The 26259-nt window shown below is 67.4% G+C and carries 24 protein-coding genes; 7 read left to right on the forward strand and 17 right to left on the reverse strand.

The features are described 5' to 3' along the window. Nucleotides 1-66: 66 nt before the first annotated feature. The 3 genes from IEW24_RS26225 (at nt 67) to IEW24_RS26235 (ending at nt 3508) form a co-directional block, all read left to right on the forward strand. A complete protein-coding gene (locus IEW24_RS26225; RefSeq protein ID WP_244644686.1) occupies nt 67-1065 on the forward strand; it encodes an adenosine kinase in 999 nt (332 codons plus the stop codon). 13 nt (nt 1066-1078) lie between these two features. Continuing rightward, nucleotides 1079-2377 carry an ATP-dependent DNA helicase gene (locus IEW24_RS26230; RefSeq protein WP_244644687.1) on the forward strand — a complete coding sequence of 433 codons (1299 nt, stop codon included), beginning with the start codon at nt 1079-1081 and terminating at the stop codon, nt 2375-2377. 264 nt (nt 2378-2641) lie between these two features. Then, nucleotides 2642-3508: a sulfotransferase family 2 domain-containing protein gene (locus tag IEW24_RS26235; protein ID WP_188583870.1), complete on the forward strand. Its 867-nt coding sequence runs from the start codon at nt 2642-2644 to the stop codon at nt 3506-3508. A 30-nt stretch (nt 3509-3538) separates the two neighbouring features. Here IEW24_RS26235 and IEW24_RS26240 read toward each other — a convergent pair whose 3' ends face one another. The 3 genes from IEW24_RS26240 to IEW24_RS26250 all read right to left on the reverse strand — a co-directional run bounded on the left by IEW24_RS26240 (nt 3539) and on the right by IEW24_RS26250 (nt 6311). Continuing rightward, nucleotides 3539-4285, reverse strand: a complete 747-nt coding sequence (locus IEW24_RS26240) for a transporter substrate-binding domain-containing protein (RefSeq protein WP_188583871.1) — start codon at nt 4283-4285, stop codon at nt 3539-3541. A gap of 57 nt (nt 4286-4342) precedes the next feature. Next, entirely contained in the window at nt 4343-5212 is an 870-nt protein-coding gene (locus IEW24_RS26245; protein ID WP_188583872.1) for a sterol desaturase family protein, read from the reverse strand. Nucleotides 5213-5357: 145 nt separating this feature from the next. Then, complete coding sequence (locus IEW24_RS26250) at nt 5358-6311, reverse strand: homocysteine S-methyltransferase family protein (RefSeq protein WP_188583938.1); 954 nt, start codon at nt 6309-6311, stop codon at nt 5358-5360. A 253-nt stretch (nt 6312-6564) separates the two neighbouring features. Here IEW24_RS26250 and IEW24_RS26255 point away from each other — a divergent pair, with 253 nt between their 5' ends. Then, nucleotides 6565-7176: a TetR/AcrR family transcriptional regulator gene (locus IEW24_RS26255; RefSeq protein WP_188583873.1), complete on the forward strand. Its 612-nt coding sequence runs from the start codon at nt 6565-6567 to the stop codon at nt 7174-7176. Between the two features lie 18 nt (nt 7177-7194). Here the strand turns inward: IEW24_RS26255 and IEW24_RS26260 are convergent, their stop codons facing one another. The 4 genes from IEW24_RS26260 to IEW24_RS26275 form a co-directional block, all read right to left on the reverse strand. Continuing rightward, nucleotides 7195-7593 carry an MliC family protein gene (locus IEW24_RS26260; RefSeq protein ID WP_188583874.1) on the reverse strand — a complete coding sequence of 133 codons (399 nt, stop codon included), beginning with the start codon at nt 7591-7593 and terminating at the stop codon, nt 7195-7197. A 160-nt stretch (nt 7594-7753) separates the two neighbouring features. Next, the gene (locus tag IEW24_RS26265) at nt 7754-7936 is read right to left on the reverse strand and encodes a hypothetical protein (protein ID WP_188583875.1); all 183 of its coding nucleotides are present in this window, start codon (nt 7934-7936) and stop codon (nt 7754-7756) included. Nucleotides 7937-7968: 32 nt separating this feature from the next. Next, nucleotides 7969-8154, reverse strand: coding sequence for a hypothetical protein (locus IEW24_RS26270; RefSeq protein ID WP_188583876.1), 186 nt, complete (start codon nt 8152-8154; stop codon nt 7969-7971). A 146-nt stretch (nt 8155-8300) separates the two neighbouring features. After that, a complete protein-coding gene (locus IEW24_RS26275) occupies nt 8301-8699 on the reverse strand; it encodes a PRC-barrel domain-containing protein (RefSeq protein ID WP_188583877.1) in 399 nt (132 codons plus the stop codon). Between the two features lie 291 nt (nt 8700-8990). Between IEW24_RS26275 and IEW24_RS26280 the strand changes: the two genes are divergently transcribed. The 3 genes from IEW24_RS26280 to IEW24_RS26290 all read left to right on the forward strand — a co-directional run bounded on the left by IEW24_RS26280 (nt 8991) and on the right by IEW24_RS26290 (nt 15047). Continuing rightward, nucleotides 8991-10166, forward strand: coding sequence for a phosphoserine transaminase (locus IEW24_RS26280; RefSeq protein ID WP_188583878.1), 1176 nt, complete (start codon nt 8991-8993; stop codon nt 10164-10166). A 429-nt stretch (nt 10167-10595) separates the two neighbouring features. Then, nucleotides 10596-12182, forward strand: a complete 1587-nt coding sequence (gene serA, locus IEW24_RS26285) for a phosphoglycerate dehydrogenase (RefSeq protein ID WP_188583879.1) — start codon at nt 10596-10598, stop codon at nt 12180-12182. Between the two features lie 159 nt (nt 12183-12341). Next, the gene (locus IEW24_RS26290) at nt 12342-15047 is read left to right on the forward strand and encodes a CHAT domain-containing tetratricopeptide repeat protein (protein WP_188583880.1); all 2706 of its coding nucleotides are present in this window, start codon (nt 12342-12344) and stop codon (nt 15045-15047) included. Between the two features lie 4 nt (nt 15048-15051). On the opposite strand, the gene IEW24_RS26295 is transcribed toward IEW24_RS26290, so the two are convergent. From IEW24_RS26295 to IEW24_RS26340, 10 genes are all read right to left on the reverse strand, one after another. Then, nucleotides 15052-16086, reverse strand: coding sequence for a DMT family transporter (locus IEW24_RS26295; RefSeq protein ID WP_244644688.1), 1035 nt, complete (start codon nt 16084-16086; stop codon nt 15052-15054). 177 nt (nt 16087-16263) lie between these two features. Continuing rightward, nucleotides 16264-16848 carry a disulfide bond formation protein B gene (locus IEW24_RS26300; protein ID WP_188583881.1) on the reverse strand — a complete coding sequence of 195 codons (585 nt, stop codon included), beginning with the start codon at nt 16846-16848 and terminating at the stop codon, nt 16264-16266. A 10-nt stretch (nt 16849-16858) separates the two neighbouring features. Next, nucleotides 16859-17014 (reverse strand): DUF5993 family protein, encoded by a 156-nt coding sequence (locus IEW24_RS26305; protein ID WP_188583882.1) that lies wholly within the window; start codon nt 17012-17014, stop codon nt 16859-16861. Nucleotides 17015-17369: 355 nt separating this feature from the next. Further along, nucleotides 17370-18539 carry a serine hydrolase domain-containing protein gene (locus tag IEW24_RS26310; RefSeq protein WP_188583883.1) on the reverse strand — a complete coding sequence of 390 codons (1170 nt, stop codon included), beginning with the start codon at nt 18537-18539 and terminating at the stop codon, nt 17370-17372. A gap of 214 nt (nt 18540-18753) precedes the next feature. Beyond that, complete coding sequence (locus IEW24_RS26315; RefSeq protein ID WP_188583884.1) at nt 18754-19689, reverse strand: hypothetical protein; 936 nt, start codon at nt 19687-19689, stop codon at nt 18754-18756. A gap of 889 nt (nt 19690-20578) precedes the next feature. Beyond that, on the reverse strand, nt 20579-22552 hold the full coding sequence (locus tag IEW24_RS26320) for an ethylmalonyl-CoA mutase (protein ID WP_188583885.1): 1974 nt from the start codon (nt 22550-22552) through the stop codon (nt 20579-20581). 117 nt (nt 22553-22669) lie between these two features. Continuing rightward, nucleotides 22670-22906 (reverse strand): GlsB/YeaQ/YmgE family stress response membrane protein, encoded by a 237-nt coding sequence (locus IEW24_RS26325; protein WP_188583886.1) that lies wholly within the window; start codon nt 22904-22906, stop codon nt 22670-22672. Between the two features lie 78 nt (nt 22907-22984). Beyond that, nucleotides 22985-23710 carry a FadR/GntR family transcriptional regulator gene (locus IEW24_RS26330; protein WP_188583887.1) on the reverse strand — a complete coding sequence of 242 codons (726 nt, stop codon included), beginning with the start codon at nt 23708-23710 and terminating at the stop codon, nt 22985-22987. A gap of 93 nt (nt 23711-23803) precedes the next feature. Further along, a complete protein-coding gene (gene gudD / locus IEW24_RS26335) occupies nt 23804-25162 on the reverse strand; it encodes a glucarate dehydratase (RefSeq protein WP_280514997.1) in 1359 nt (452 codons plus the stop codon). An 81-nt stretch (nt 25163-25243) separates the two neighbouring features. Then, on the reverse strand, nt 25244-26212 hold the full coding sequence (locus IEW24_RS26340) for a Bug family tripartite tricarboxylate transporter substrate binding protein (protein WP_188583888.1): 969 nt from the start codon (nt 26210-26212) through the stop codon (nt 25244-25246). Nucleotides 26213-26259 lie beyond the last annotated feature (47 nt).

Consider the following 26259-nt stretch of genomic DNA (forward strand, 5'->3'; position numbering starts at 1 on the left):
GCCGGGGATGCTAACCGGGGCCCCAAGAGCTTTTCCGCACAGAATCCCTTCAGGAGCCGAGCGCCCGTGTCTGCCACCCTCGACGTTCTCACCATCGGCAACGCCATCGTCGATGTCATCGCCCGCGCCGACGAGGCGTTCCTGGCCGCGCAGGGCATGCCCAAGGGCTCCATGACCCTCATCGACGAGGCCAAGGCGGAGGCGATCTACGCCGCCATGGGGGCGGGCACGGAGATCTCCGGCGGTTCGGCCGCCAACACGGCGGTGGGCGCGGCGACGCTCGGCGCCCGCACCGCCTTCATCGGCAAGGTGCGCGAGGACAAGCTCGGCCAGTCCTTCGCCCATGACATCCGCGCCGCCAAGGTGGCCTATGCCACCCCGCTGGCCAGCGACGGCCCCACCACCGCCCGCTGCCTCATTCTGGTGACGCCGGACGGCGAGCGCACCATGAACACCTATCTGGGCGCGGCCCAGAACCTGACCACCGCCGATCTCGACGCCGAGCTGGTGAAGGGCGCCGCCATCACCTATCTGGAAGGCTATCTGTGGGATCCGCCGCCGGCCAAGGAAGCCTTCCTCGCCGCCGCCGGCATCGCCCATGGGGCCGGCCGCGAAGTGGCGCTGACGCTTTCGGATTCCTTCTGTGTGGACCGCTACCGCGCCGAGTTCCTCGAACTCATGCGCAAGAATGTGGTGGACCTCGTGTTCTGCAACGAGGCCGAGCTGAAGTCGCTCTATGAGACGGCGGACGTGGACTCCGCGCTCATCCAGCTGCGCCGCGATGTGGCCTCCGCCGTGGTGACGCGCTCCGAGCGCGGCGCGCTGTTCGTGGCCAAGGATGCGGTCGTCACCGCCCCCGCCTATCCGGTGGACCGGGTGGTGGACACCACGGGCGCGGGCGACCTGTTCGCCGCCGGCTTCCTCGCCGGCCGCACCAGGGGCCTCGATCCGGCCACCTCGCTGCGCCTCGGCGCGCTGTCGGCCTCCGAGGTCATCTCCCATGTGGGCGCCCGGCCCGAGCGCAACCTGCTCGACCTCGCCCGCGAGACCGGCCTGCTGGCCTGAGAGGTGTGACACGGTGACTTTGCCTGACGCCGCCGACGACAGCTCCGTCCGCGCCCTCCAGCACATTGATGCGGGCGCGCGCGGGGTGATGGTGCTCGGCGGCGCGGGCACGGGCAAGACCACCTTCCTGCACGATCTGCGGCGCAGCCAGCGCGGCAAGCAGGTGTTCCTCGCCCCCACCGGCGTCGCCGCCCTCCAGCTCGGCGGGCAGACGATCCATTCCTTCTTCGGCATCCCGCCGCGCATCCTCCACCCGGAGGATGTGAAGCCGCGCGTGCAGGTGCGCCGGCTGCTCAAGAAGCTGGACCGGCTGGTGATCGACGAAATCTCCATGGTGCGGGCGGACCTGCTCGACACCGTGGACCGGACGCTGCGCATCGCCCGCGAGAGCAATGTGCCCTTCGGCGGCGTGCAGGTGGTGCTGGTGGGGGATTTCCTCCAGTTGCCCCCCGTGGTGCCCATGGCCGAGCAGGAGGTGCTGGAGCATATGGGCTATGAAGGCCCGTTCGCCTTCCACGCCAAGGTGCTGGCCGACCATCCGTTCGAGCATGTGCCCTTCACCGTGGTGCATCGCCAGTCGGACAGCGAATTCATCTCTCATCTGGCCGCCATCCGGCGCGGCTGGAATTTGCAGGAAGCCATCGGCGCGCTCAACGAGGCCTGCGTGCGGCCGCACCGCTCCGGCGTGCTGCCGGTTCTGCTCACCCCCACCAATGCGCGCGCGGATGCCTATAACCAGCGGGGCCTCGCGGCGCTGCCGGGCGGCGAGCGCATGTATGAGGGCGTCATGAAGGGCGAGTTCGGCCTTGATGGCGACCGCCTGCCGGTGCCGCACAATCTGGTGCTGAAGACCGGCGCCCGCGTGATGGCGCTGCGCAACGATCCCGCCCGGCGCTGGGTCAACGGCTCCGTGGGCACGGTGGCCGGCATGGGCGCGCACTCGGTGCTGGTGCGGCTCGACGGCGGCGGCACGGTGGAGATCGAGGCCTTCACCTGGGAGCGCATCCGCTACGGCTTCGACGACAAGACCGGCCGCATCGAGGGCCAGGTGGTGGGCACCTTCACCCAGATGCCGCTGGCGCCCGCCTGGGCCATGACCATGCACAAGGCGCAGGGCCTGACCCTGGAAGACGTGCGCATCGATTTCGACAACGGTGCTTTCGCGGCCGGGCAATCCTATGTGGCGCTCTCCCGCGCCCGCTCGCTGGCGGGCCTGTCGCTGGTGCGGGCGATCCGCCCCTCCGACATCCGCATCGACCGCCGCGTGGCCGCCTTCGTGCGCGACTTCGAGGCCGGCGCGCTCACCAACTGAGCGCCGGCCAGCCATCGCCGGCCCAATATCGCCTGACGACAACAGCCGGTTCGGGCGCGCCGACCCATGGCCGCGTGTCCCGGACGTCAGGTAAGGCACAGCTCAAGATTGATCGGACTTGCTCATTTATGTTGCTAACTATTGCTTGGAGGTACTGAGTTAGTATTTTTGGCCTTTTACTTGTTTCAGATTGAATTGCCGGCAACAGGCGCATAACCATTATTGGGGTCAATTTGAGTCTGAAGTGCGCCGGTTGAGAGCAGGATGCGGTTCGTTATACTTCATCACCATATTTTCAAGAATGCCGGGACATCGCTGGATTCCTCGCTGGCCCATCAGTTCGGCGCGGATTTCACCACGCTGGAGCGCAACGGCGAGTTGATCCCCCCGGACGTGCTGGCGACACTGCTCCGCGACAATCCGCAGCTGAAGGCGGTTTCCAGCCACAGTTTCATGGGGCAGGGGTTTCGCGATGTTGAGCAGGCGCTCGATCTCCGCTTCTTCCATATGGCGCTGCTGCGCAGGCCGTGGGACCGTCTGGTCTCCATGTATAATTTCTACCAGCGAGCGGGGCTGGACGACGTCTTCTGCCGTTCGGCGCGGGACATGTCCATCGACGTCTTCGTCAAATGGGTGCTCCGCCACTATCCGAACCAGATCAACAGTCCGCAGGTGAACATTTTTGGCTGCGGCGGCTTTTACGGCCGCCCCATTATCGAGCGCGATGTGGAGGCCGCCTGGGCGATCTATCGGGAGTTCGCGCTGTGCGGGCCCATGGAGCGCTATGACGAGGCCATGGTGGTGCTCGAATATTTCAATTCGCCGGTCTACATGCCGCGTGGTCTGCGCATGGAATACATCCTGCGCAACCGTTCCACCCACACCGCCTCGGTGCCGCGCCTCAAGGCCATGCTCTCCCTGTCGGAGCTGGACATCGTCAATGAGCTGATCCGCCATGACGAGACGCTGTGGACGCTCGCTGATCAGGAACTCAGCCGCCGCGTCGCGCTGGTGCCCGATTTCGCCGGGCGGCTGGCCGATTTCCGGCTGCGCTGCGACTATCTGCGCGGCGGCGGCAAGCTCCGCACCGTCCCGCCCGAAAAGGCCCCGCGCAAGCAGGCGCGCGCCTGATCATCCGCCGGGCCGGCCCCGCGCTCTCCATCAGGATGTCAGGGGCGTCAGCCCGTTGATGCCGTGGCGCCGGATCGCATCCGCGATCACCGCGCCGGCGCGGCGGGCGACGAAATCACTGATCGCCGGGAGCGCGGCGGCAAGGTGATGCGGCACCGCGAAGCCGTGATGGATGGTCTGGAAGCTCTCGGCCATCAGCCGCCCGCGCGGCATATCCGGCAGGCGCGCGGCGAGCATGGTGGTGAGCCCGGCCACCGCATCCGCCTCGCCCCCGTTGAAGCGTTCGATGGACTCCGCGAAGGACGCGGTCTTCACCACGCTCGCCTGCTTCAGGGTGCGGCTGAGGTAAAGCTCGTATCCGCCGCGGGCCATGGCCGCGATGCGGAAGCCGGGGCGATCCAGTTCCGCGAACGGGGTGTCGGGGAGCGCGGCATCGACCACGCAGCTGGCCTCGATCCGCGTCATGGGCGCGGCGAAGGACACGAATTCTTCCCGCGCCGGCTCGATGGCCAGAATGGCCACGTCCCAGGCGTCCGCGTTCGCCGCCACCACCACGTCGCCGGGCTGGGCATAGGAGAGGATCTCCAGTTCGGCGCCGAAGTCCGCGGCCAGTGCCCGCATGAGGTCCATGCCCAGACCCACGGGCCCGCCGTTCTCATCCCGCCCGGTGAACAGCGCATTGCCGAAGTTCAGGGCGCCCCGGAGGCGCGTGTGAGGGAACGGGCTGTCCGCAGATTGCCCCGGCTCCTGCGTGGTCCCGGTCGTGTCGCCCGTCATGGTCTCCCCCATCCCGTCCATGCCCGCGCTGCCGTCCGGCGCGCGGGTGCCTGTTGATCAATCCGCCTTCGCGCCCTTGCTCTCGCCTTGTCCGGCCGCCGCCTGCATCTGCGCGGGCTCGAAGCTTTCCAGCGTGGCGTCATAGCGCGGGTGGAGCGTGCCCATCAGCCGGTCCCACCACGAGAAGGTGTGGCCGTAATTATATTTGAAATGGCCGTGGTGCTGGTCATGGAACACGGTGGAGGCGAAGGGGAAGGGCGTGCGCCCGGCGGGCGAGGCGAAATGCTCGAACCCCGCATGGCCGAGCATGCCGCTCGCCTGATCATAGAGCTTCTGGAGCACCAGCATCTGCCACGGGATCGGCAGGATGAAGGGCAGCAGCAGATAGAAGGCCTGATTGAGCAGGCCCTCGGTGAGGCTCTCGTGATGGTTGGTCCACACGGTGGGCGCCACGCTTTTGTGGTGCAGGGCGTGGAAGCGATACAGCGGCTTCCAGTGCAGCAGACGGTGGATCCAGTAGAACCACGCATCATAGAGCACCACGGAAATGGCCAGCATCAGCGGCCCGGACCACCAGCTCAGCGCCAGCGGCGAGACCAGCGTCCAGCCCTGTGCCTGCGCGAACAGGCCACTGGCGAAACAGAAGGCGATGATGGCGATGGAGCCGGGCGCGTGGGCCAGCTCCTGCCATTTGCGCTTGTTGATGCGCGTCTTCTGGATGCGCCGCTCGGGATGGCGGGCGTTCATCACCTCGAAGAAGGTGCCCACCGTGACCAGCACCACGAGGATGCCCGCCACCGTCAGTCCGTAGAGGGTGAGGAAATCCCACGCGAGGCCGCTCCAGCCCAGCGCCGGATCGGTGGGGGTGAGAGGGGCCAGGAGCTTGGTCTGGAGCGTGGTCTCAAGGGAGGCCGGGAACAGGGCCATGCGGTGCGCATCCTCATGCGGTGCGCGGGTGCGGAAGGGCTGAACGGCCCGGTTCCGCCGCGCGATCACCACGTGTGTCGGTCCATCCCACGCCTAACAGACCCGCTGCGGTGCGGCAATGGAGGGGCGTGTCACCGGGTGGTCATCACGCCGCGCCGGCCGGGGCCACGCAGGCCTCGCAGATCGCCGCCACGTGGCGATGATCGGTGCCGCAGCAGCCGCCGAGCACCTTGAGGCCGGGGAAGGACTGCCGCAGCGCGCGGTAATGGCGGCCGAGCTCGGCGGGATCGCCCGCATCCAGCGTCTCGCTCTCGTCCAGCTCCGCATGGCTCAGGGTGGAGGCGTTCGCCCGCACGCCCCGGATCCGCGCCGTCCAGGGCTCGCCCGCCTCCAGCGCCGGCTGGAAGTGGGTGGGATGGGCGCAGTTGATCATGAAGTAGACGGGCGCAGACCCGGTGGCCGTGTCCACGCGCTCGACGGCTTCCCGCAGGCTGTGGCCGGTGATGAGCCGCCCGTCCGTCTCCACCGTGAAGGAAATGGCGCAGGGCATGGAGCAGGCCTGGGCTGCACGGGCCACGCCGATGGCCTCCGCGATGCCGGTGAGCGTGTAGGCCGTCACCATGTCCGCTCCCGCATCGGCGAAGGCCTCGATCTGGGGCGCGTGATACGCTTGCGCCGCGTCCGCATCCATGGCGCCGGCCTTGTAGCCGTCGCCGCGCGGGCCGATGGCGCCGCTGATGACGCAGGGCCCGGCCTCCGCATCCCAGCCCGCGCGCAGATCTTCCAGCAGCCGGATGGAGGCCATGTTGACCGCCCTGAGGGCTGCCGCGTCATAGCCCAGCTTCTCCCCCCAGTCCGCATTGGCCCGCCAGGTGGCGCTGTCGAGCACGAAGCCGGTGCCGGCGGCGCGGGCGATGGCCATGTAGCGCTGGTAGTAGCGCGTCAGCCGTTCGCGCCCGTCCGCGCTGTCCAGCAGGATGAAGGCGGCGAAGTGCGGCAGGTCCACGCCGTCATGGAAGATCAGCGAGGTCTCAAGACCGCCGTCGCTCAGGAACAGCCCGTTCCCGAGCTGCGGCAGGTGGTTTCTGTATCTCGGCATCATGGGCTTGCTCCGGGCATGGAGCGCGGACGCCGGGGCGGCGGCGGGCTGCATGCAGGAAGATTTGTGCCTTGCCGGTGGTCCCGGCGGCTAGAAAACGCGTGGTCCGGTTGCTGTGCTTTCCTGATTTTCAAAGCAATAACAGATGGATGATCCGACATGTGGCGGCTATGCCGCCGCCAATGTTATGCTCAGGCGTCCGGAAACTGTACCAGCGGTGCGAAAACGTGCGGAACGAACCATGGAGTGAGCCATGGGGAAAGGCGCGGCGACACGGGAGCGTATTCTGGGCATCGCCGAGGCGGCGGTGCTGGCGAAGGGATTCGGCGCCACCTCCATCGATGAGATCATCGCCGAGGCGGGCATCACCAAGAGCGGTTTCTTCTATCATTTCAAGGATAAGAATGCGCTCGCCCGGGACATGGTGCTGCGCTATGTGGCAGCCAACGACCGCCTGTTCGATGAGATATTCGACCGCGCCCGGCAGCTCTCCGACGATCCGCTGCAAGCCTTCCTCATTGGGCTGAAGCTGCTGGCCGAGCTGATGGCGGACCTGCCGAGCGGGCATCCCGGCTGCGTCATCGCCAGCATCTGCTATCAGGAGCGGCTGTTCGACCGCGAGGTGCGGGACCTGAACGCCCGCTCCGTGGCGAGCTGGAACGCCCGCTTCCACGGCTATCTCACGCAGATCGCGGCAGTGCATCCGCCGCGCCGGGAGGTGGATCTGGAGGATCTGGCCGCCATGCTGTCCTGCGTGGTGGATGGCGGCATCATCATGGCCAAGGCGCTGAACGATCCCCGCCGGCTGGAGCGGCAGGTGCTGACCTTCCGCAGTGTGGTGAAGCTGATCTTCGCGCCGGCCTGAGCAGCCGTAACGGTGCCGCTATTTCTTCTCTTGGCAGGTCATGACCGGGGCGGCGTTCTCGCCCTGCCGCACGTCATAGAGCGCGGCGTCCGGCCCCTTGGTCCACCAGACATAGGCCCCGCCCGCATAGCGCGCGCCGGAGGCGGCGAGCACATTGGCCATGATCAGCTCCTGCCCCGCCACCGGCACGATGGCCAGCGCGCTGTTACCGGCGGTGATGTAGGCGACCGTGAAAGCCGCGCCCGCAGGGCAGGCATAGGAGGTCTTCACCTGATGCACCTGCGTGCCCTCGGGCAGGGCCAGCGTCAGCTCGGCGGCGGACGCCGGGCCGGATAGGCCAAGCGCGCCCAGCCCGGACAAGGCGGCAAGCGACAGGCGCAGGGTGGATGGGCGCAAACTGGACGATCGCTGGGGCATGGCGGCGTTTCGGTGTTGGCGGCGCGTGCGGAGAAAACCGCATCCCGCATGCTATCGCGAAGGGCGCGCCGAACGGAAGTCCGGCTGCGGGCCGGCCTGCCGGGGCATCCGCGCGCATCGCCCGCCCGCATGCGGCGGGACGGGCGGCGTCGGCCGGATGTCAGTCCAGCGGCGTATCGAAGGGGGACTTGGGATTGCGCAGCACCTGATTGCCGCCCGCCACGTTGTCGAGCGCCTCGTCGGGAAGCGCGGTGGGGGCGTCCGGCACTGCGTCCGGCCGGCTGCCGGCGGTGCCGGCCGCGGTGGTGTCGAGGGTGGTGCCGGGCTTGGTATCGGTGTCCATGGGGCCTCCGCTAGGGATCGATGCGCTACGCGTCAGAAGGGGGAGTCGGTGTTGCGATTGCCGATGTTGGCACCGCCGGACACGCCATCCAGTTGGTCGTCCGCCAGCGGCACGACGGCATCGGCCGCGGGCGGCGCGGCGGGCATCGTGGCTGCGGGTGTGGCGGCTGCGGGGGATACGGCTGCAAGCGAGGTCTCGGTGGGCGTCTCGCCGGCCATGTGCCGTCTCCAGCTGATCGTGTCCTTGCGGACGTAGCCGCAGTCTAGCGCAGGCCTTCGCCTGCCCGGAGGTATTTTGATCTGCGCGCGTAATGCTCAGCGCACGAAAAAGGGCCCCGTCTCCGGGGCCCTTCCTGAGCGATGGATCAGCGCTTCCAGCGGCCGTCGTATTTGAATTCGGGGGCGGCTTTCAGCGCCTCCTTGGTGGTGCTCATCACGGCCGACCATTTCTTGTCGGCCTCGCTATAGGCCACCTTCACGGCGGCGGGGCGCACGATGACATAGTGCTCACCGATGCCGAGGAAGCCGCCGACGGACAGGATGTAGCCGGCGAGCTGGCCCTGCGAGAGGATGAGATCCTTGATCTCGCCCACGCTCTCATTGGCGGGGTTCGTCACCTTGAGGCCGATGAGGTTGTAGCTGAGCACATCGGTGGGCGTGGCCTTGATGAAGGTCTCGGTGGCAACCGCATTCTGGGCCTGGGCGGGAGCCAGCGGGGCTGCGAGCGCGGCGGCGGTGGCCAGAAGCACGAGGGTGCGTCGCATGACTGTAAACTCCTGATAAATCACTGATACTTTTCCAAACGCGCGGTATCGACGGAGGTTCCGGCGAGGGGCGGGAAATAGTTGGATGCGAGGGATGATCCGGAGTTGCGAGACGCGCCGGAAAGCTTCTTTCCGCGGATGAAAGATGTCGCGGTTGTTCTGTTGCGTTGCAGCGGATCGGCGCGATGACGCAGGGTTGAAATGCACCTTGCTTTTTCCACAGGCCGGTCCTAGACCCGTCAGCGGGACACTCCCCCCCAACGGGGAGCGCCCATCTGTAAGGATGGATACATGACTGCGACGGATGCCCCGGCCCAGAAGCCGGCAAACCCCAATTTCTCTTCCGGCCCCTGCGCCAAGCGTCCCGGCTGGACGCTGGATGCGCTCCGCGACGCGCCCCTCGGCCGTTCGCACCGCGCCAAGGTCGGCAAGAACAAGCTCAAGCTGGCCATCGACCTCACCCGCGAAGTGCTGGAAGTGCCTGCGGATTACCGCATCGGCATCGTGCCCGCCTCCGACACCGGCGCGGTGGAGATGGCCCTGTGGTCGCTGCTCGGCGCCCGTGGCGTGGACATGCTGGCCTGGGAAAGCTTCGGCGAGGGCTGGGTGACGGATGTCGCCAAGCAGCTCAAGCTTGAGAACACCCGCATCCTGAAGGCCGATTACGGCCATCTGCCGGATCTCAAGACCGTCGATTTCAACAATGACGTGGTCTTCACCTGGAACGGCACCACCTCCGGCGTGATGGTGCCGGACGCGGACTGGATTCCGGCCGATCGCGCCGGCCTGACCATCTGCGACGCCACCTCGGCCGCCTTCGCGCAGCCGCTGGAGTTCGGCAAGCTCGATGTGGTGACGTTCTCCTGGCAGAAGGTGCTGGGCGGCGAAGGCGCGCACGGCATCCTCATCCTCTCCCCGCGCGCTGTTGAGCGGCTGGAGACCTACAAGCCCGCGTGGCCGCTGCCGAAGATCTTCCGCCTCACCAAGAGCGGCAAGCTGATCGAGGGCATCTTCGAGGGCGAAACCATCAACACGCCCTCCATGCTCTGCGTGGAAGACTATATCGACGCGCTGCAGTGGGCGAAGTCCGTGGGTGGCCTGCCGGGCCTGAAAGAGCGCGCCAACCGCAATTTCGAGGCCATCGCCCAGTGGGTGCACCGCACCGCGTGGGTGGATTTCCTGGCCGTCGATCCGGTCACGCGCTCGAACACTTCGGTGTGCCTGAAGGTGGTTGATCCTGCGGTCACGTCGCTTCCGGCGGAAGCGCAGGCGGCGTTCGCCAAGGCGATCACGTCGGGCCTCGAGAAGGGCGACATCGCCTATGACATCGGCGCCTATCGCGATGCCCCTCCCGGCCTGCGCATCTGGTGCGGCGCCACCGTGCAGGCGACCGACGTGGAAGCGCTGACCGGCTGGCTGGACTGGGCCTTCGAGGTCGCCAAGTCGTCTCTGCCGCAGGCGGCGTGAGGCGTCGCGCTGCCCGAGGCGGCGCCCACTTCAAAGCGTTCTGACACGACCTCTCCGCATCGCGTAACGCGCTCCCTCTCCCGCGCGAAACCGGCATACGCCGGTTTCGGCACCAGGGTGCTGAAGTCGGAAACATCCGACTTCAGTGCGGGGGAGGGCTGGGGAGGGGGCAGGGCCTGCCCCAACGGCATTCCTGCCCCAGCCGGTACGCCAAATTGTACCCGTGCGCCTGTCAGAGCGCCCGCAAGTTCCCCCTCCCAACCCTCCCCCGCAAGCGGGAGAGGGCTGCAAAGGGAGAGGGCGCGCAGAGCGTCAGATCGCCGGCGCCGTTTGCCCGGCCAGTGAGCCAAAATTCATCAGAGCCGGCCGCCGCTCGAGTCCCGTATCGCGGCGGCCTGACCCGACATCACGCAACCCGGAGCCCCCAATATGGCCCCCCGCGTTCTGATTTCCGACAAACTCTCCGATGCCGCCGTGCAGATCTTCAAGGATCGCGGCGTGGACGTGGATTTCCGCCCCGAACTCGGCAAGGACAAGGACAAGCTCGCCGAGATCATCGGCGACTATGACGGCCTCGCCATCCGCTCGGCCACCAAGGTGACGCCGAAGATCCTGGAGAAGGCCACGCGCCTCAAGGTGATCGGCCGCGCCGGCATCGGCGTCGATAACGTCGACATCCCGGCCGCCTCCGCCAAGGGCGTGATCGTGATGAACACGCCGTTCGGCAATTCCATCACCACCGCCGAGCACGCCATCGCCATGATGTTCGCGCTCGCCCGGCAGATCCCGCAGGCGGATGCGTCCACCCAGGCCGGCAAGTGGGAGAAGAACCGCTTCATGGGCGTGGAGCTGACCGCCAAGACGCTCGGCATCATCGGCTGCGGCAACATCGGCGCCATCGTCGCCGAGCGCGGCATCGGCCTGAAGATGAAGGTCATCGCCTTCGATCCCTTCCTCTCCCCTGAGCGCGCGCTCACCATCGGCGTGGAGAAGGTGGAGCTGGACGACCTGCTCGCCCGCGCCGACGTGATCACCCTGCACACCCCGCTCACCGAGAAGACGAAGAACGTGCTTTCGGCCGAGGCGCTGGCGAAGACCAGGAAGGGCGTGCGCATCATCAATTGCGCGCGCGGCGGGCTGGTGGATGAGGTGGCGCTGCGCGCGGCCCTCGACAGCGGCCATGTGGCGGGCGCGGCCTTCGACGTGTTCGGCGTGGAGCCGGCGGAGGAGAACCCGCTGTTCGGCCATCCCAACGTGGTCTGCACGCCGCATCTGGGCGCCGCCACCACCGAGGCGCAGGAGAATGTGGCCCTGCAGGTGGCCGAGCAGATGAGCGACTATCTGCTCAACGGCGCCATCTCCAATGCGGTGAACTTCCCCTCCATCACGGCGGAAGAGGCACCCAAGCTGAAGCCCTTCATCGCGCTTGCCGAAAAGCTCGGCTCGTTCGCCGGCCAGCTCACCGACAGCGACATCCAGACCGTGCGCATCACCTATGAGGGCGCGGTGGCTGATCAGAAGATCAAGGCGCTCACCAGCGCTGCCATCGCCGGCCTGCTGCGCCCGGCGCTGGCGGACGTGAACGTGGTGTCCGCCCCCAGCATCGCCAAGGAGCGCGGCATCGTGGTGGAGGAAACCACCCGCGCCGCCGAGGGCGATTACGACAGCCTGATCACCCTCTCCATCACCAGCGACAAGTATGAGCGCGCGGTGTCGGGCACGGTGTTCGCCGATGGCCAGCCGCGCATCGTGGACATCAAGGGCATCAAGGTGGATGCGGAGTTCGCGCCCTCCATGATCTACATCACCAATGAGGACAAGCCCGGCTTCATCGGCCGCTTCGCCTCGCTTCTGGGCGATGCGGGCATCAACATCGCCACCTTCGCGCTCGGCCGCGACCGGCAGGGTGGGGACGCCATCGCGCTGGTGGAAGTGGACGGCCCGCTGCCGGCGGAGGTGCTGGAGAAGGTCACGGCCCTGCCGCATGTGAAGCAGGCCAAGCCCCTGACCTTCTGAGGGTTTTCCGCCCTTCACGCTCTGGAAAAGGCCGCCCTCGGGCGGCCTTTTTGCGTTCTTCGGCGAGGCGGTAGCAACCTGCACCGCCTTTCGCGCGTTCATGCCCTACAACAGCTTGACCTTGGGGGCGCCCGCCCCGCAGCAAACGGCAGGAGCGGCATGTCCGGTTTGAGCGTTTCGCGGATCTCGGTTCTGGTGGCGCTCGGCGCCGGTCTGCTGGCATCTGCGCCCGCGCGTGCGCAGACACAGACCTTCACGCCGAGGCTGGACGGGTGCGAGCAGATGCTCGCCAAAGGCGACCGGGCGCAGGGCGTTCCCTGCCTGCGGCGCGCGCTGAAAACGCTCGCGGCCGGCACCGACGATGACAGGACGCTCACCGCCTATCGCGAATGGGCTGAGGCCTTCCAGCGCAGCCGCGAAACCGAGACCGCCAAAGCCCTGTTCGAGGAAGGGCTCGCCACCAGGGCGGCGCAAAAGCCCAGCATCCAGCTGGGGCTGCTGCATTTCTATTATTCCTACCGCCTGCTCCAGCATACGCCGGACACCGCCGCCTCGCTGGATCATGCCCGCAAGGCGCTGGACATTCTGGAGCGCATGGCGGGCCCGGATGCCTATGACACCATCTCCGCCCGCGACAATCTGGCGAGCCAGCTCACCAATTCCGGCGCCATTGCGCTCGGGCTCAATCTGGCGGAAGCCAATTACGAGGCGGCCGAGCGTGCGCTGGGCGAGGATGAGCCGCTCACCTGGCGCACCGCCAACAATTTCGCCGAGGGGCTGCGCTCCATCGGCCGGCCGGAAGCCGCCGTTCCCATCGACCGCATGCTGCTCAGGAAGCGCATCAAGCATTATGGGGAAGGGTCGATTCAGGCGCTGGTGAGCGCCAGCAATCAGGGGCTCAATTATCTGGAGCTGGGCGACAAGGAGCAGGCGCTGCGCCATTTCGACCTTCAGGCGCGTTTCGGGAAAAAACTCGCCGATCCGCGCTCCGAGCATGAGGCGCAGGGCTACGCCTGGGCCACCTATGCCGCGATCCTGTTCGATCCCGACCGCCAGACGCGGCCGAAGTCGCTGGAGACACTCACCGAGATCAAGAACTGGCGCAGCGCGCCGGAACTCATGCAGGTGAAGGCCGCCCAGCTTGCCGCCACGGTGGCCGAGAAGCAGGGCAAGGTGCGGCAGGGGCTCTCCTTGCGCGAGGCGGCCTATGAGATCTCGAAGGCCACCTATACGGAGCGCAACCCGCTCACCTTCGATGCGCTGCTCGGCGTGGCCGAGGCCCATGTGCGCAATCAGGAACCCGACAAGGCGCTGGCCCTGTTCATCAGGCTCGACACCACGCTGCACGCCTGGGCCTTGCAGGAGATCGGCACGTCCGGCAACCGCTTCATCGCCGAGACCACGCGCGTGCTGGCGGACAATTTCCTCTATGCCTTCGGCCGCTTCGCGCTGGCAGAACCGAGCGCCCGCTCAGCATTCGCGGACGCCGCCGGCCGCTGGAAGACCATGGAGAGCGGCACCCGCGTGCGCCTGCGCCAGATGGTCGATCAACTGCCCGACGATCTGCGCCCGCAGGCGCAGGAGGTGATCCGCCTCATGGGCCAGCAGCAGGAGGTGCTCTCCGAGCGCCGCTCGGCCGCCGATCGCGTGGCCGATGCCGCGCTGGCGGCGGATGCCAAGGCCAAGCTCGCCACGCTGGAAGCGCGCCTCAAGGACATGCCGGCCCCGAGCGGCATGGTCGCCGAGGCGCTGGCGGACAAGGACGCGCTGGTCAATTTCGTGGTCATCACCCGCCGCGCGGGCCTGCGCAGCAGCGCGGACGCCATCGAGGATGTGCGCCTCGTCGCGGTGGTGCGTCGCAAGGGCCTGACCCCGGCGCTGCATGATTACGGCCCGCTGGACGGGATCGCCGACAGGCTGGTGGCCGAGCGCAAGCCCAAAGGCGAAGATACGCGCGATGCCGGCAAGGAGAAGGCCGGCGGTGCGGGCTTCAACGATGTGCTCCTTGCCCCGCTGGCCGGCGCCCTCGGCGGCGCTGAGCGGCTGTTCATCGTACCCTCGGCCGAACTTTACGCCGTGCCCTTCCCGCTGCTGCGCGACGATGCGGGCCGTTATCTCGACGAGCGCTTCGAGGTGCATATCCTCACCCGCGAGGATGCGGTACTCACCGCCGGCCGCAATGATCGCCTGGCATCCGGCGGCAAGGCGCTGCTGGCCGGCGGGCTCGATTTCTCCAGCGGCAAGGAGAAGGGCGCGCGGGCACTGCCCGCGACGGCCCGGGAAGTCAGCCAGATCGACACGGTGCTCGCGAGCGCCGGCTACAGCACCACCCTGCTCACCGGCGCCGCCGGCACCGAGCCGGCGCTGAAGGCGGCGATCCCGCAGGCCTCCATCGTGCATCTGGCCACCCACGGCTTCTTCGAGGAGCCCGAGCGCGGTGTCAGCGCGCTGTGGCGGGCGGGCCTCGTGCTGGCCCGTTCCGGCGACGACAAGCCGCCGCGTCCCAATCCCACGGACGGCTTCCTCTATGCGCAGGAGCTGATGGGCTGGGACCTGTCGGCGGTGGATCTGGTGGTGCTGTCCGCCTGCGAGACCGGGGCGGGCGATGAAAGCGCGGTGAGCGCCATTCGCGGCCTGCCCACGGCGCTGGGCATTGCCGGGGCGCGGCGCTCGCTGCTCACCCTGTGGCCGGTGGCGGATACGGGGGCGGCGAACTTCATGATCGCCTTCTACAAGCACGCGGCCGAGCCCGGCACCACGTACGCCGCCGCGCTGCGCCAGACCCGCCGCGATGCCATCGCCGGCAAGATCAGGGGCGCGGAAGACCCGGATCTGTGGGCGAGTTTCGTGATGTTCGAGGGGTGAAGACTTACGCCCCGTCCGGCGGCACGGGTGGCACCGGGCGGGCGCGGGTGGCGATCACGATGCCCACCAGCACCAGCACATAGCCCGCCCCGTGGAACCAGGCGAAACGCTCGCCCAGAAACAGGATGGCCAGCGCCGAGCCGAACACCGGCATCAGGTGCAGGAAGGGCGCCGCCCGGTTGGCTCCCACCAGTTGCACGCCGCGATTGAAGGCCAGATAGGCGATGAGCGAGGGGCCGGTGCAGATATAGGCCAGCACCAGCAGCGTGAAGCGATCGAAGTGCAGCGGCACGCCGCTCGCCTGCTCGATGATCGCCGCCGGCACCAACTGCACCGCCCCGATGAGCATGATGCTGGCGAGGAAGGACAGCTGCCCCATGGGCGGGCGCACCCGCAGGATGGCCATGTAGAAGCCGTAGATCACCAGCGCGATCAGGATCCACACGTCGCCGGCATTGAGCCGAAGATGCAGCAGGGTGTCGGGATCGCCCTTGCTGATGATGACGATGACGCCGGCCAGCGAGACGAGAATACCCGTCGCCTGTCCGCCGGAGAGGCGATCGCGGAACAGGAACAGGCTCCACAGCGCCACCAGCAGCGGCCCCACGGACTGCACCAGCAGGCCGTTGATGGCCTGCGTATATTGCAGGCCGTAATAGCTCATGGCGTTGTAGCAGGAGATGCCGCAGGCGGCGAGAACCACCAGCCGCCAGAAGTGCCGGCGGATGAGCGGGGCGTCGCGCTTCAGCTCGGCCCAGGCGAAGGGCAGGATGATGAGCGTGGCGCCGAACCAGCGCAGGCAGGCGATGGTGATGGGCGGCACCGAGCCGGCCATGAAGCGGCCGAGCACGATGTTGATGGCCCACAGCAGCGAGGTCAGCGTGAGCAGCGCATAGGGCGCGTTGACGAGCGGCGCCAGCAGGCGGCCGGTGGGGGAGCGGGGGGCATCCGGCTGGTGCGCCTCTCCGGGCGGACTGGCTGGCGCGGAGTCGGCGGTGCGGCCGCTGGGGGCGGGGCGGGGCATCGGTCCCGGTGACATCGGTCCTCGTGGCACGTTTCCTGTGGCGCCCGGTGGGCCGGGCGTCTTCTTGTCAGGCGCCCTTACGAAACGCCCTGCATCCACCTCTACCCCGCCTCGGCCGCCACGGGAAATGAAACTGCGTGGGGAACCCATCTCGTCCGGTGATGGAGGAGGGAAGTCGCGTTCGGAAACGGCTCAGTTCTGCAGCAGCAGGTAGCCCGTGGGATCATCCGGGCAGAGGCCACCGGCGCATTCCAGCACCGTGGAGGTGCCGTTGGCCAGCGCCAGCAACGCCGCCAGCGCCACCATGGCAAGGCTGAAGGTGGCGGCGGTGGAGGTGGCGCTCCCGGAGGCGGGCGCGTCCGCCTCTTCCTCGCGCACGAACTGGCCGTCGAACAGCAGCATGGCGGCGCTGCCGAGGATGATGGCCAGATAGACGATGAAGGCCCAGGTGTAGAAATGCAGGCCCATCAGCGCATCGCCATAGGTGCCGGTGCCGGGCACGATGTGCAGCAGGATCTGCCGCGAGGAGATGCAGGCGCCGAGGAAGGCGGAGAGGATCACCACCGCATAATGGCTGGGGCGCGGGCCGAACTTCACGTTGAGCGCAAGGCCCAGCGAGGCGCCCGCGAAGCCCGCGCGCTGGAGGATGCAGAGCGGGCAGGGGATGTCGCCGAAGGCGATCTGGTCCACGAAGGCGACGATGAGCACGAGGCTCACCGCCAGCAGGCCGAGAGCATTGAGCAGGCGTGCGGTGGGGGCGTTAAGGAGGCCGATCATCCGTGTGCCCTCACAGCACGAGGTTAAGGGCATCGGTGGCGTGCAGGCGGAACAGCACCGCCAGCCCCACCATGGAGAGCGCCCACAGCATGAGCGCCGCGCCGCGCTGGCCGGAGAAGACGCACAGGAAGGCGGCGAGAATGCCGAAGAAGGGGATGCTCATCATGGGGGCGGTCTCTCTCCTGCGTGGCCTCTCCCGCGCGGCGGCGCCGCAGCGGCTGTGCGCCGGCATGGCCGTTGCGGCGGCAGCTTATAGGGGGCGGGGCTTGCGCGGAACCGGCCGACCGAGGCGGGCGGCGCGACAGGCTTCCCCCCTTCGGGGCAGCGACCCTGGAGCGTTTCAGTGGTTCATGGAAACACTGAAACGCTCCAACTCTTCGATGGAGAATGTCTTGCGGCTTCGATTGCGGAGCAATCAAAGCCGGACATGCTCCAGGGTCTCCCGCCCCCGAAAGGGGGAGAGGGCGCGTTCCGCGAAAGGGAAGGGGGCAGGGACACAACCTGCAAACGACCGGATGCGCTCAGGTCGCGGCCGGAATGTCCGGCCGCTTCGAGCGCCGGTAGCCGGACTTGTCCTCCGGCGGGGTCATGCCCTGCATGAGATAGAGCACGTCATTGGCCAGCGAGGAGCAGATCTCGATGCCGCTGGCATCGTTCAGGCCCTCCGTATTGCTGAGCACGAACACGCCCGCAGGCGAGGTGGCGCTGCCCGGCGCGGCGCTGGGCAGGAAGGCGATGTAGCTGGAGAAGCCCGGCAGGTCGCCGTCCTTCCACACGGTGGCGAAGGGCGCGCCGTCATTGGAGCCGAGGAACCAGCCGAGGCCGAGATGATCGCCCCAGCCGGTCTTCACCGGGGTGGAGACGGTCTGCAGCACCGGCAGCAGGCTGTTGAGCGGCTGCTCCTGCATCAGCCCCATGTTGAACAGGAGCCAGGTCTGCATGTCGTTGGGCGAGGCGACGATGCCGCCCGCGCCATTATAGGCGGGGAATTGCGGCCAGCCGGGCGGGGCCACGCAATCATAGCTCTGGCCGTTGAAATAATAGCCCTGCGGCAGCGTATCGAGCCGCACCTCGTCGAAGAACTGCGCGGAGAGGCCGAGGGGCGAAAAGATCAGGTCGATGACGATCTGCTCATAGGCATCGTCGGTGCCCGCATAGGCCGGCAGCACCGCGCCCATGAGGCCGAAGCCGAGGTTGGAATAGCGATAGGCCGGCTTCGGGAACGGCGCCATGCTGGTGTAGTTGAGAAAGCCCAGCATGCCCGGCACGGTGTAGGGCTGGGGCATGTTCGTGGGTTCGTCATCGGCGCTGCCATTGTCCTGCGGCAGGCCGGAGGCATAGTTCACCAGCGAGGTCAGGCTGATGTCGGCGAACTGCGGGCCGATCTCCAGCTCGGGATAATCGCCCAGCGTGGCATCTTCCGGCCCCTGCGTGGTCAGGTACCAGGCATAGGCGGTGGCGGCGAAGGTCTTGGACACCGAGGCGAGCACGAAGGGCGTGTCGGCATCCAGCGTCAACGGCCCGCCATCCTGCCGCTGCACGGCACCGAAGGTGTAGATGGCGGAGAAATCGGGCTCCGGGCTGGCGATGCCGATGGCGAAGGCGAGGCTGGTGTTGTCTGCCTGCAAGGCGAGATAGGGCGCGACGAGCGCTGCGAGATCGTCTTCGGATGGCTGCACGATAATGGTCATGAAGTCCTCCCCGGTGCTGTGTCCTCGGTAGGCGCGGCGGCCGACAGGGCATCGGCCGGTGGCTGCGCACGGCCGGTGCCGTGTCGCGGGCCACGCCGGGATTCAGCTTGCGCCATGGGGTATGGCGTTGTCACGACGGACGGGGGGCTGGGACTGGGACCGGGCCGTGACTGGGGCAGCGCCGGGGATGGGCCAGGTTCCTTTGGTAGCCGGCCTACCAATTGTCCTTGAACTTCTTCCACCCGTCCTCGGTGGTGAGGGTTATCACGGCCTGCTGCATGGTCGCCACGTCGCGATAGCCGTTCCACCATGAGCCGGACAGCAGGAAAACGGCGGCCATGGAGGCGAGGCAACCCTCGCGGGCGGACTTGACCATGGCTTTGCTCACCTTTTCCTTCGGCCTCTCCTCACCCTTGATCGCGGATTTAATCCTCTTGCCGAGGGAATGGATCTTCTTGCCGATCCCGACGATCCCGACCGTGCCCACCGACAGGGCGACGACGCCGGCGTTTCTTTCCTTCTTGTCGATGATGTACTGTATATTGTCGGCGCAATTGCCGCATTTGCAGTAATATGTGGTGCGTTTCCGGGTCGGGCTCCGGGCATCGTCGCGCAGCGTATAAAGGTTGAAGACCTTTCCCGCTTGGACCGCCACGACAGTCACACCGATCCACAACGCAGCGGCCGCCGATACCGGAGCGAAGGTCACGCCCATGACGGCAGCGCCACTGACGGCCAGGCTATCGACACCCTTTTTCACCCCGTGTTCAAGCGCGGCCTCGCCTGGCTTCCTGGCAAGCTGCGCGCCACGGTCCGTCAGCGGGCGGGGCGGGCGCGCCGGGCTTGGACGGGGCGGGGGCGAGGGCGGCGGCGTCGCTGACATGAAGCCGGGATTCTTGAGCTGGTACGGCAGGATCTTCTCGGGGGTCGGCGGCACGTTGAAGCGCGTCATCGTCGCCTGCTGCTTCTCCAGACTCCAGTAGCCGATGTGGCTGCTCGCGGGGGAGCGCTGCAGGCCCTTGAAGAGCTTGTCGTCGACGATGTCATCCGCATCGACTTCCTCCGACACTTCCCGCAGCTGTGCCCAGAATTCCAATGGGCTGATGATGCGGCCAAGCTCTTCCAGTTGCTCCGGCGTAGGCAGTCCCATGACCCCTCCTCATCGACCGTGCGCCGCAGGCGCCGCAGGCCGTGATTGCGCGGCGGGCATCCTCGGCCGGGCGTATCGGGCGAATGTGCTGAATGCTGCGGGAGTGAGTTGAAATAGAGAGAAACTATATTTGCTATCTATCAAGGTGCAGAGCATTCTGCATTTGAATATGGCATGTGGGGGCGCATGAGCTCTGTGCCATTTTTGGGGGTAATTCCGGAGGGGTGATGCGGGAGTGGCCGGGCGGAGCGGGACCGTCGCCACCTGACCACCTCACCCGACAGACCTCACCTGACCGACCTCGCCTGACAGGCTCACCCATGCGACGCTGAAGGGGCGCGCCGCCGTGCGCGGGCGCGAGGCGGCGCGCATGGAATTGTTGAGCGGATGATCTGTAAGGTCGCGGATGCGGAGCGCGCACGTCCGGTGCGGCAGGGGGCGACGGTGTCTCGGTGGCGCGCTTTCGGCGAGACGGCGGGCCGCGAGGTCCGGCGGCGAATGGAATGCTCGCAATCTGCCCCCGGAACGAAACCGTCAGCATGAGATGTCAGATGATGAGTTCCAAGCTATTCATTTCGCAACGGAATGAATAGCAAGCAATGGTGGCGGTCATGGTGCCACTGCGTGTGCCATGTCCCTGTGCCAGCGTGTGCCATCCGCACCCGTTACGCGCACAGGCCCGCCGGGGCCCGCCCGGTCCAGACGCCGCAACGCCTTGCCCGCGCTCACCTTTCCGGAGAGGCGCAGCAGCCAGAACACCAACCGTGGTCCATTGTGCCAAAACGGGACCATCGGCGTGCCATCCGGGAACGTCCGTGAACACAATGTGTCCGAATCGGATGCGCGCCGCCGTGCGCACTCCGTTCTGTTTGGAGGTATCGGGAGCCGCTCAGGCGGCGTCCCGCGCCTCCCGGCCGACGATGGCGACGATGTCGGCCATGATGCGGTTCAGCTCGAAATTCTTCGGCGTATAGACCGCCGCCACCCCGAAGGAGCGCAGCGCCGCCTCGTCCTCGGGCGGGATGATGCCGCCCACCACCACCGGAATGTCGGACAATCCTTCCGCATGCATGCGCTCCATCACGTCGCGCACCAGCGGTACGTGGGAGCCGGAAAGGATAGATAATCCAACCACATGCACGCTTTCTTCCAGCGCGGCGTTGACGATCTCGGCGGGTGTCAGGCGGATGCCCTCATAGACCACCTCCATGCCGGCATCGCGGGCCCGCACGGCGATCTGCTCGGCACCGTTGGAATGCCCGTCCAGTCCCGGCTTGCCGACCAGGAATTTCAGCCGCCGCCCGAGCTTCTCCGACACCGCATCGACGCCCGCGCGAACCTCGTCCAGCCCTTGCGTATCAAGGCGTGCCGCGCGTCCGACGCCGGTGGGCGCACGATACTCGCCGAAGATCTCGCGCAGCGCCGTGCCCCATTCGCCGGTGGTCACGCCCACCTTGGCGCAGAGAATGGAGGGCTCCATGATGTTGCCCCCCTCCCGCGCCGCTTTTCTCAATGCTTCCAGTGCGTTGGCGGTGGCATCCGCATCCCGCGCCGCGCGCCATGCCTGAAGCCGCGCCACCTGCTCCGGTTCCACATGCTCGGGCACGGTGAGGATGGAGCCCTCTCCGGTGGTCAGTGGCGAGGGCTCGGTGTCGGTCCAGCGGTTGACGCCCACCACCACCTGATCGCCGGTCTCGATGGCTTCGAGGCGCCGGGTGTTGGACTCCACAAGCTGCTGTTTCATATAGGAGTTTTCGATCGCCGCCACGGCGCCGCCCATGGCTTCGATACGCGCCAGTTCCGCCCGCGCCTCGTCCTTCAGCGCCTCCACCTTGCGGTCGATCTCGGCCGATCCGTCGAAGATGTCGCCATATTCCAGAAGGTCGGTCTCATAGGCCAGCACCTGCTGCATGCGCAGCGACCATTGCTGGTCGAAGGAGCGCGGCAGGCCCAGCGCCTCGTTCCAGGCCGGCAGCTGCACGGCGCGCGCACGGGCCTTCTTGGAGAGCGTAACCGCCAGCATTTCCAACAGGATACGGTAGACGTTGTTCTCCGGCTGCTGCTCGGTGAGGCCGAGCGAATTCACCTGCACGCCATAGCGGAACAGCTTCTGCTTGGCGTCCGTGATGCCGTAGCGATTGACGCAGATCTCGTCCCACAGATCCACGAACGCCCGCATCTTGCACAGCTCGGTCACGAACCGCATGCCCGCATTCACGAAGAAGGAGATGCGCCCCACCACCTCGCCGAACACATCGCCTTCGGCCTGCCCGGAGCGCTTCACCGTGTCGAGGATGGCGATGGCATTGGCCAGCGCGAAGGCCAGCTCCTGCACCGGCGTCGCCCCCGCCTCCTGCAGATGGTAGGAGCAGACGTTCATCGGGTTCCAGCGCGGCAAGTGACTGGTGGTGAAGACGATTACGTCCTTGGTCAGCCGCATGGACGGGGCCGGCGGGAACACATAGGTGCCGCGCGACAGGTATTCCTTGATGATGTCGTTCTGGGTGGTGCCCTGCAATCGGGCCCGGTCCGCCCCCTGCTCGTCGGCCACCGCGATATAGAGCGCCAGCAGCCACGGGGCGCAGGCGTTGATGGTCATGGAGGTGTTCATCTCGCTGAGCGGGATGCCCTCGAACAGGGTCCGCATGTCGCCGAGATGGGAAATCGGCACGCCCACCTTGCCCACCTCGCCGCGGGCGAGGGGATGGTCGCTGTCGTAGCCGGTCTGGGTGGGCAGGTCGAAGGCCACCGAGAGGCCGGTCTGGCCCTTGGCGAGGTTGGAACGATAGAGCTTGTTGGACTCCGCAGCAGTCGAATGGCCCGCATAGGTGCGGAACAGCCACGGTTTGTCACGGCCCGCCATGGTGCCTCCCCCTTGATCCCGGTTTCCCTGGCTGGCCATTCCGGCTCTTGCCTTTGGGTATCTTGCGCCGCAACGCAGCATCCGTCGATGCTCATTTTGGCTGAGAAGCCGGGGGGCTCACGTCACCAGCGAGATCACGAACAGCAGGATGACCGCGCCGATGGTGGCGCAGATGATCTTGCCCACCACGCCGCCGACGATGAAGACATTGCCGAACAGGAAGCCGCCGATCAGCGCGCCCACGATGCCGACCGCGATGTTGCCGAGCAGCCCGAAACCCTTGCCGCGGAACACTTGTCCCGCCAGCCAGCCGGCGATGGCGCCGATCACGATCATGCCGATGAGTGCGGCCATGTGTCCCTCCGTCCCCTTTGCCCATGCCCGCCTTATCTTGGGGCATCGGCAGGCGGGCCGGAAGAGGGGACGGTGGGCTCAGCCGGCGGTCGCCTGCGGCAGGCTGGCGCGTTGCAGCCGGTCGCGGCTGCGCCCGAGATGGATGCGCATGGCTTCGCGCGCCTGCTCGCAGTTCCCCGCCGCGATGCCGGCGAAGATGTCCGCATGTTCCTGCAACAGCACGCCCAGATAAGCTTCGCGCGAGGCGGCGATGAGCTGGAAGGTGTGCAGCCGCGAGCGCGGGATCAGCGGCCCGCCGAGATGGGAGAACAGATCGAGGAAGTGCCGGTTGCCGGTGGCGCGGGCGATGGCGGCATGGAAGTCGAGGTCCGGCTGCACCGCATCATCGTGGGAGGGGATGGCGTCCGCCATGGTGTCCAGCGCCGCCTGAAGCGCGGCAAGGTCCGCCGGGGTGCGGCGCACGGCGGCCAGCGCCGCTGCCTCGGTTTCCAGCCCCATGCGCACATCAAGCACGGCAACCACCTCCTGGATCACGCCGAGGCTGGCCTCCTCGATGTGAAACGGCAGGCCGGGCGAGGTGCGCAGCACGAAGGCCCCCACGCCCTGTTGGGTGGTGACGAGGCCGATGCCCTTGAGATTGGTGATGGCCTCGCGCACCACGGTGCGGCTGACGCCGAACTCCGCGACCAGCTCCTGCTCGCTGGGCAGCCGCTCGCCGCCCTTGAACCCGCCATCGGTGATGCGCGCGCGCAGGGCCGTCACCAGTTGCTGGACGAGGGTGTCGCGGCGTTTCAACTGGACCAAGGGCTTGTCTCCCGATCTGCCCAGACGGTGTAGGGCAGGATGCGGCGCGGGGCCACCAGGGTGGCGGTGCCCCGCTGCCGTTTTCGCGGATGCTCAGCGCACCATGCAGGGTTTCTTGCGGTCGAACTGCCAGCCGGGGATCAACTGGCGCATGGCGATGGCGTCATCGCGCGCCCCCAGGCCGTGGGCCTTGTAAAGCTGGTGCGCCGCGTCCACCGCGTCCATGTCGATCTCGATGCCCAGCCCGGCCTTCTCCGGCACCGCCACGAGGCCGCCGACGATCTTCAGCGGATCGCGGGTGAGGCGCTGGCCGTCCTGCCAGATCCAGTGGGTGTCGATGGCCGTCACCTTGCCCGGCGCGGCGGCGGCCACATGGGTGAACATGGCCAGCGAAATGTCGAAATGGTTGTTGGAGTGCGAGCCCCAGGTGAGGCCCCAGTCGCGGCACATCTGGGCTACGCGCACAGAGCCACGCAGCGTCCAGAAATGCGGGTCCGCCAGCGGAATGTCCACCGATAGCAGGCGGATGGCATGTCCCATCTCGCGCCAGTCGGTGGCGATCATGTTGGTGGCGGTGGGCAGGCCCGTGGCCTGCCGGAACTCCGCCATCACCTCGCGGCCGGAGAAGCCGTTCTCGGAGCCGCATGGGTCTTCCGCATAGGCCAGCACGCCCTTCAGCTCGCGGCCCACCGCAATGGCCTCCTCCAGCGACCAGGCGCCGTTGGGGTCGAGCGTGATGCGCGCCTCGGGGAAGCGCTCGGCCAGCGCATGGATGGCAAGCGCCTCCTCGCGGCCGGCGAAGACACCGCCCTTGAGCTTGAAATCGTTGAAGCCGTAGCGCTCATAGGCGGCCTCCGCGAGCCGCACCACGGCGGCGGGCGTCACCGCTTCCTCGTGGCGCAGGCGCAGCCAGTCGTCGGTGGCATCGGGGGCGGAAAAATAGGGCAGGTCGGTCTTTGCCCGGTCGCCCACGTAGAACAGATAGCCCAGCATCTCCACATGGCTGCGCTGCTGGCCCTCGCCCAGAAGCTCGGCCACCGGCACGCCCAGATGCTGGCCCAGCAGGTCGAGGAAGGCGCTTTCCAGCGCCGTCACCACATGGATGGTGATGCGAAGGTCGAAGGTCTGGAAGCCGCGCCCGCCGGCATCCTTGCCGGCATGGGCCGCGCGCACCGCCTCAAGGCAGGCGTTCATCTGGCCAAGGCCGCGGCCGATCACCAGTTCCCGAGCGGCTTCGAGTGTGGTGCGGATGCCTTCGCCGCCCGGCACCTCGCCGAGGCCGGTGTTGCCGGCGCTGTCGGTGAGGATGACGATGTTGCGGGTGAAGAAGGGGCCATGCGCGCCGGAGAGGTTCAGCAGCATGCTGTCGGTGCCCGCCACGGGGATCACGGTCATGCCAGTGATGCGCGGGGCGCCGGTGGTCTGCGAGGCGTCTGCGAGGGATGTGGTCACGGTCGCTGTCCTGATGTGCGTGCGGAAGAAAGGCCGCCGCGCGGGCGCGGCGGCCGGGCCGGGTGAGCCCGAGCGTGGGCCTCAGTTCGCCGTGATGTTGCCGGCTTCGATCACCGCCTTCCAGCGGGCCAGCTCGGCGGCGAGGAAGGCGTCGAACGCCTTGCTGTCATTGGCCACGATCTCGAAGCCGAGGTCGTTGAACTTCGCCGCCACCTCGGGCGCGCGCAAGGCGTCGATGGCCGCACCGCTGAGCTTGGCACGCACGTCCGCCGGCAGGCCCTTGGGCGCTGCGGCGGCCTGCCAGGAATAGACCACCACGTCCTTGGCGCCGGCCTCTTCCAGCGTCGGCACGTCGGGCAACTGGGGCACGCGCTTGTCGCTGGTCACGGCCAGCGCCTTGAGCTTGCCGGCCTTGATCTGGTTGACGACGGCGCCGAGATTCTGGAACGACACCTCCACATGGCCGCCGATGAGGTCGGAGATGGCCGGGGCGCCGCCCTTGTAGGGGATGTGCGAGCCCTCGGTGCCGGTCTTCTGCCAGAACAGGGCGGCAGTGAGGTGGTCGGATGAGCCGGAGCCGGAGGAGGCGAACGTCACCTTGCCGGGGCTCTTCTTCATCAGGGCCACCAGCTCGGCGACGGAGTTGGCGGGGAAGGCGGGCGTCGCAACCAGCACGTTGGGCGTACGCACCGCAACCGTGATGAGGTCGAAATCCTTCTGCGGATCGTAGCGCAGATCCTTCTGCAGGAAGGGATTGACCGCATAGGTGCCGATGGAGGCGACCATCATGGTGTAGCCGTCGGGCGCGGCATTCTTCACCTGCGCGGCACCGATGGCGCCGGTAGCGCCGGGCCGGTTGTCGATCACCACGGGCTTGCCCAGCGTGTGGGCCATCTGCTCGCCCATCACGCGGGCGGTGGTATCCGTGGCGCCGCCGGGCGGGAACGGCACCACCACGGTGATCGGCTTGTCGGGATAGGCAAAACTCGGGGTCGCTGCAACGCACAGGACAAGCCCGAGCATCGCCGCGAGCGGCGTCCTCACCTTCATGGCGTTTCCTCCGGCGGCCGCTTCGGCCTGCCATTCTCTTTCGCCCA

It is taken from the genome of Azorhizobium oxalatiphilum, assembly GCF_014635325.1.
GTDB lineage: Bacteria > Pseudomonadota > Alphaproteobacteria > Rhizobiales > Xanthobacteraceae > Azorhizobium > Azorhizobium oxalatiphilum.

Coding starts and splice junctions, on each gene's coding strand:
- IEW24_RS26255 (WP_188583873.1), top strand. CDS start 6,565: ATGGGGAAAGGCGCGGCGACACGGGAGCGTATTCTGGGCATCGCCGAG.
- IEW24_RS26310 (WP_188583883.1), bottom strand. CDS start 18,539: ATGACCATTATCGTGCAGCCATCCGAAGACGATCTCGCAGCGCTCGTC.
- IEW24_RS26280 (WP_188583878.1), top strand. CDS start 8,991: ATGACTGCGACGGATGCCCCGGCCCAGAAGCCGGCAAACCCCAATTTC.
- IEW24_RS26240 (WP_188583871.1), bottom strand. CDS start 4,285: ATGACGGGCGACACGACCGGGACCACGCAGGAGCCGGGGCAATCTGCG.
- IEW24_RS26245 (WP_188583872.1), bottom strand. CDS start 5,212: ATGGCCCTGTTCCCGGCCTCCCTTGAGACCACGCTCCAGACCAAGCTC.
- IEW24_RS26250 (WP_188583938.1), bottom strand. CDS start 6,311: ATGCCGAGATACAGAAACCACCTGCCGCAGCTCGGGAACGGGCTGTTC.
- IEW24_RS26295 (WP_244644688.1), bottom strand. CDS start 16,086: ATGTCACCGGGACCGATGCCCCGCCCCGCCCCCAGCGGCCGCACCGCC.
- IEW24_RS26265 (WP_188583875.1), bottom strand. CDS start 7,936: ATGGACACCGATACCAAGCCCGGCACCACCCTCGACACCACCGCGGCC.
- serA (WP_188583879.1), top strand. CDS start 10,596: ATGGCCCCCCGCGTTCTGATTTCCGACAAACTCTCCGATGCCGCCGTG.
- IEW24_RS26325 (WP_188583886.1), bottom strand. CDS start 22,906: ATGGCCGCACTCATCGGCATGATCGTGATCGGCGCCATCGCCGGCTGG.
- IEW24_RS26270 (WP_188583876.1), bottom strand. CDS start 8,154: ATGGCCGGCGAGACGCCCACCGAGACCTCGCTTGCAGCCGTATCCCCC.
- IEW24_RS26300 (WP_188583881.1), bottom strand. CDS start 16,848: ATGATCGGCCTCCTTAACGCCCCCACCGCACGCCTGCTCAATGCTCTC.
- IEW24_RS26260 (WP_188583874.1), bottom strand. CDS start 7,593: ATGCCCCAGCGATCGTCCAGTTTGCGCCCATCCACCCTGCGCCTGTCG.
- IEW24_RS26340 (WP_188583888.1), bottom strand. CDS start 26,212: ATGAAGGTGAGGACGCCGCTCGCGGCGATGCTCGGGCTTGTCCTGTGC.
- IEW24_RS26235 (WP_188583870.1), top strand. CDS start 2,642: ATGCGGTTCGTTATACTTCATCACCATATTTTCAAGAATGCCGGGACA.
- IEW24_RS26320 (WP_188583885.1), bottom strand. CDS start 22,552: ATGGCGGGCCGTGACAAACCGTGGCTGTTCCGCACCTATGCGGGCCAT.
- IEW24_RS26305 (WP_188583882.1), bottom strand. CDS start 17,014: ATGATGAGCATCCCCTTCTTCGGCATTCTCGCCGCCTTCCTGTGCGTC.
- IEW24_RS26315 (WP_188583884.1), bottom strand. CDS start 19,689: ATGGGACTGCCTACGCCGGAGCAACTGGAAGAGCTTGGCCGCATCATC.
- IEW24_RS26275 (WP_188583877.1), bottom strand. CDS start 8,699: ATGCGACGCACCCTCGTGCTTCTGGCCACCGCCGCCGCGCTCGCAGCC.
- IEW24_RS26290 (WP_188583880.1), top strand. CDS start 12,342: ATGTCCGGTTTGAGCGTTTCGCGGATCTCGGTTCTGGTGGCGCTCGGC.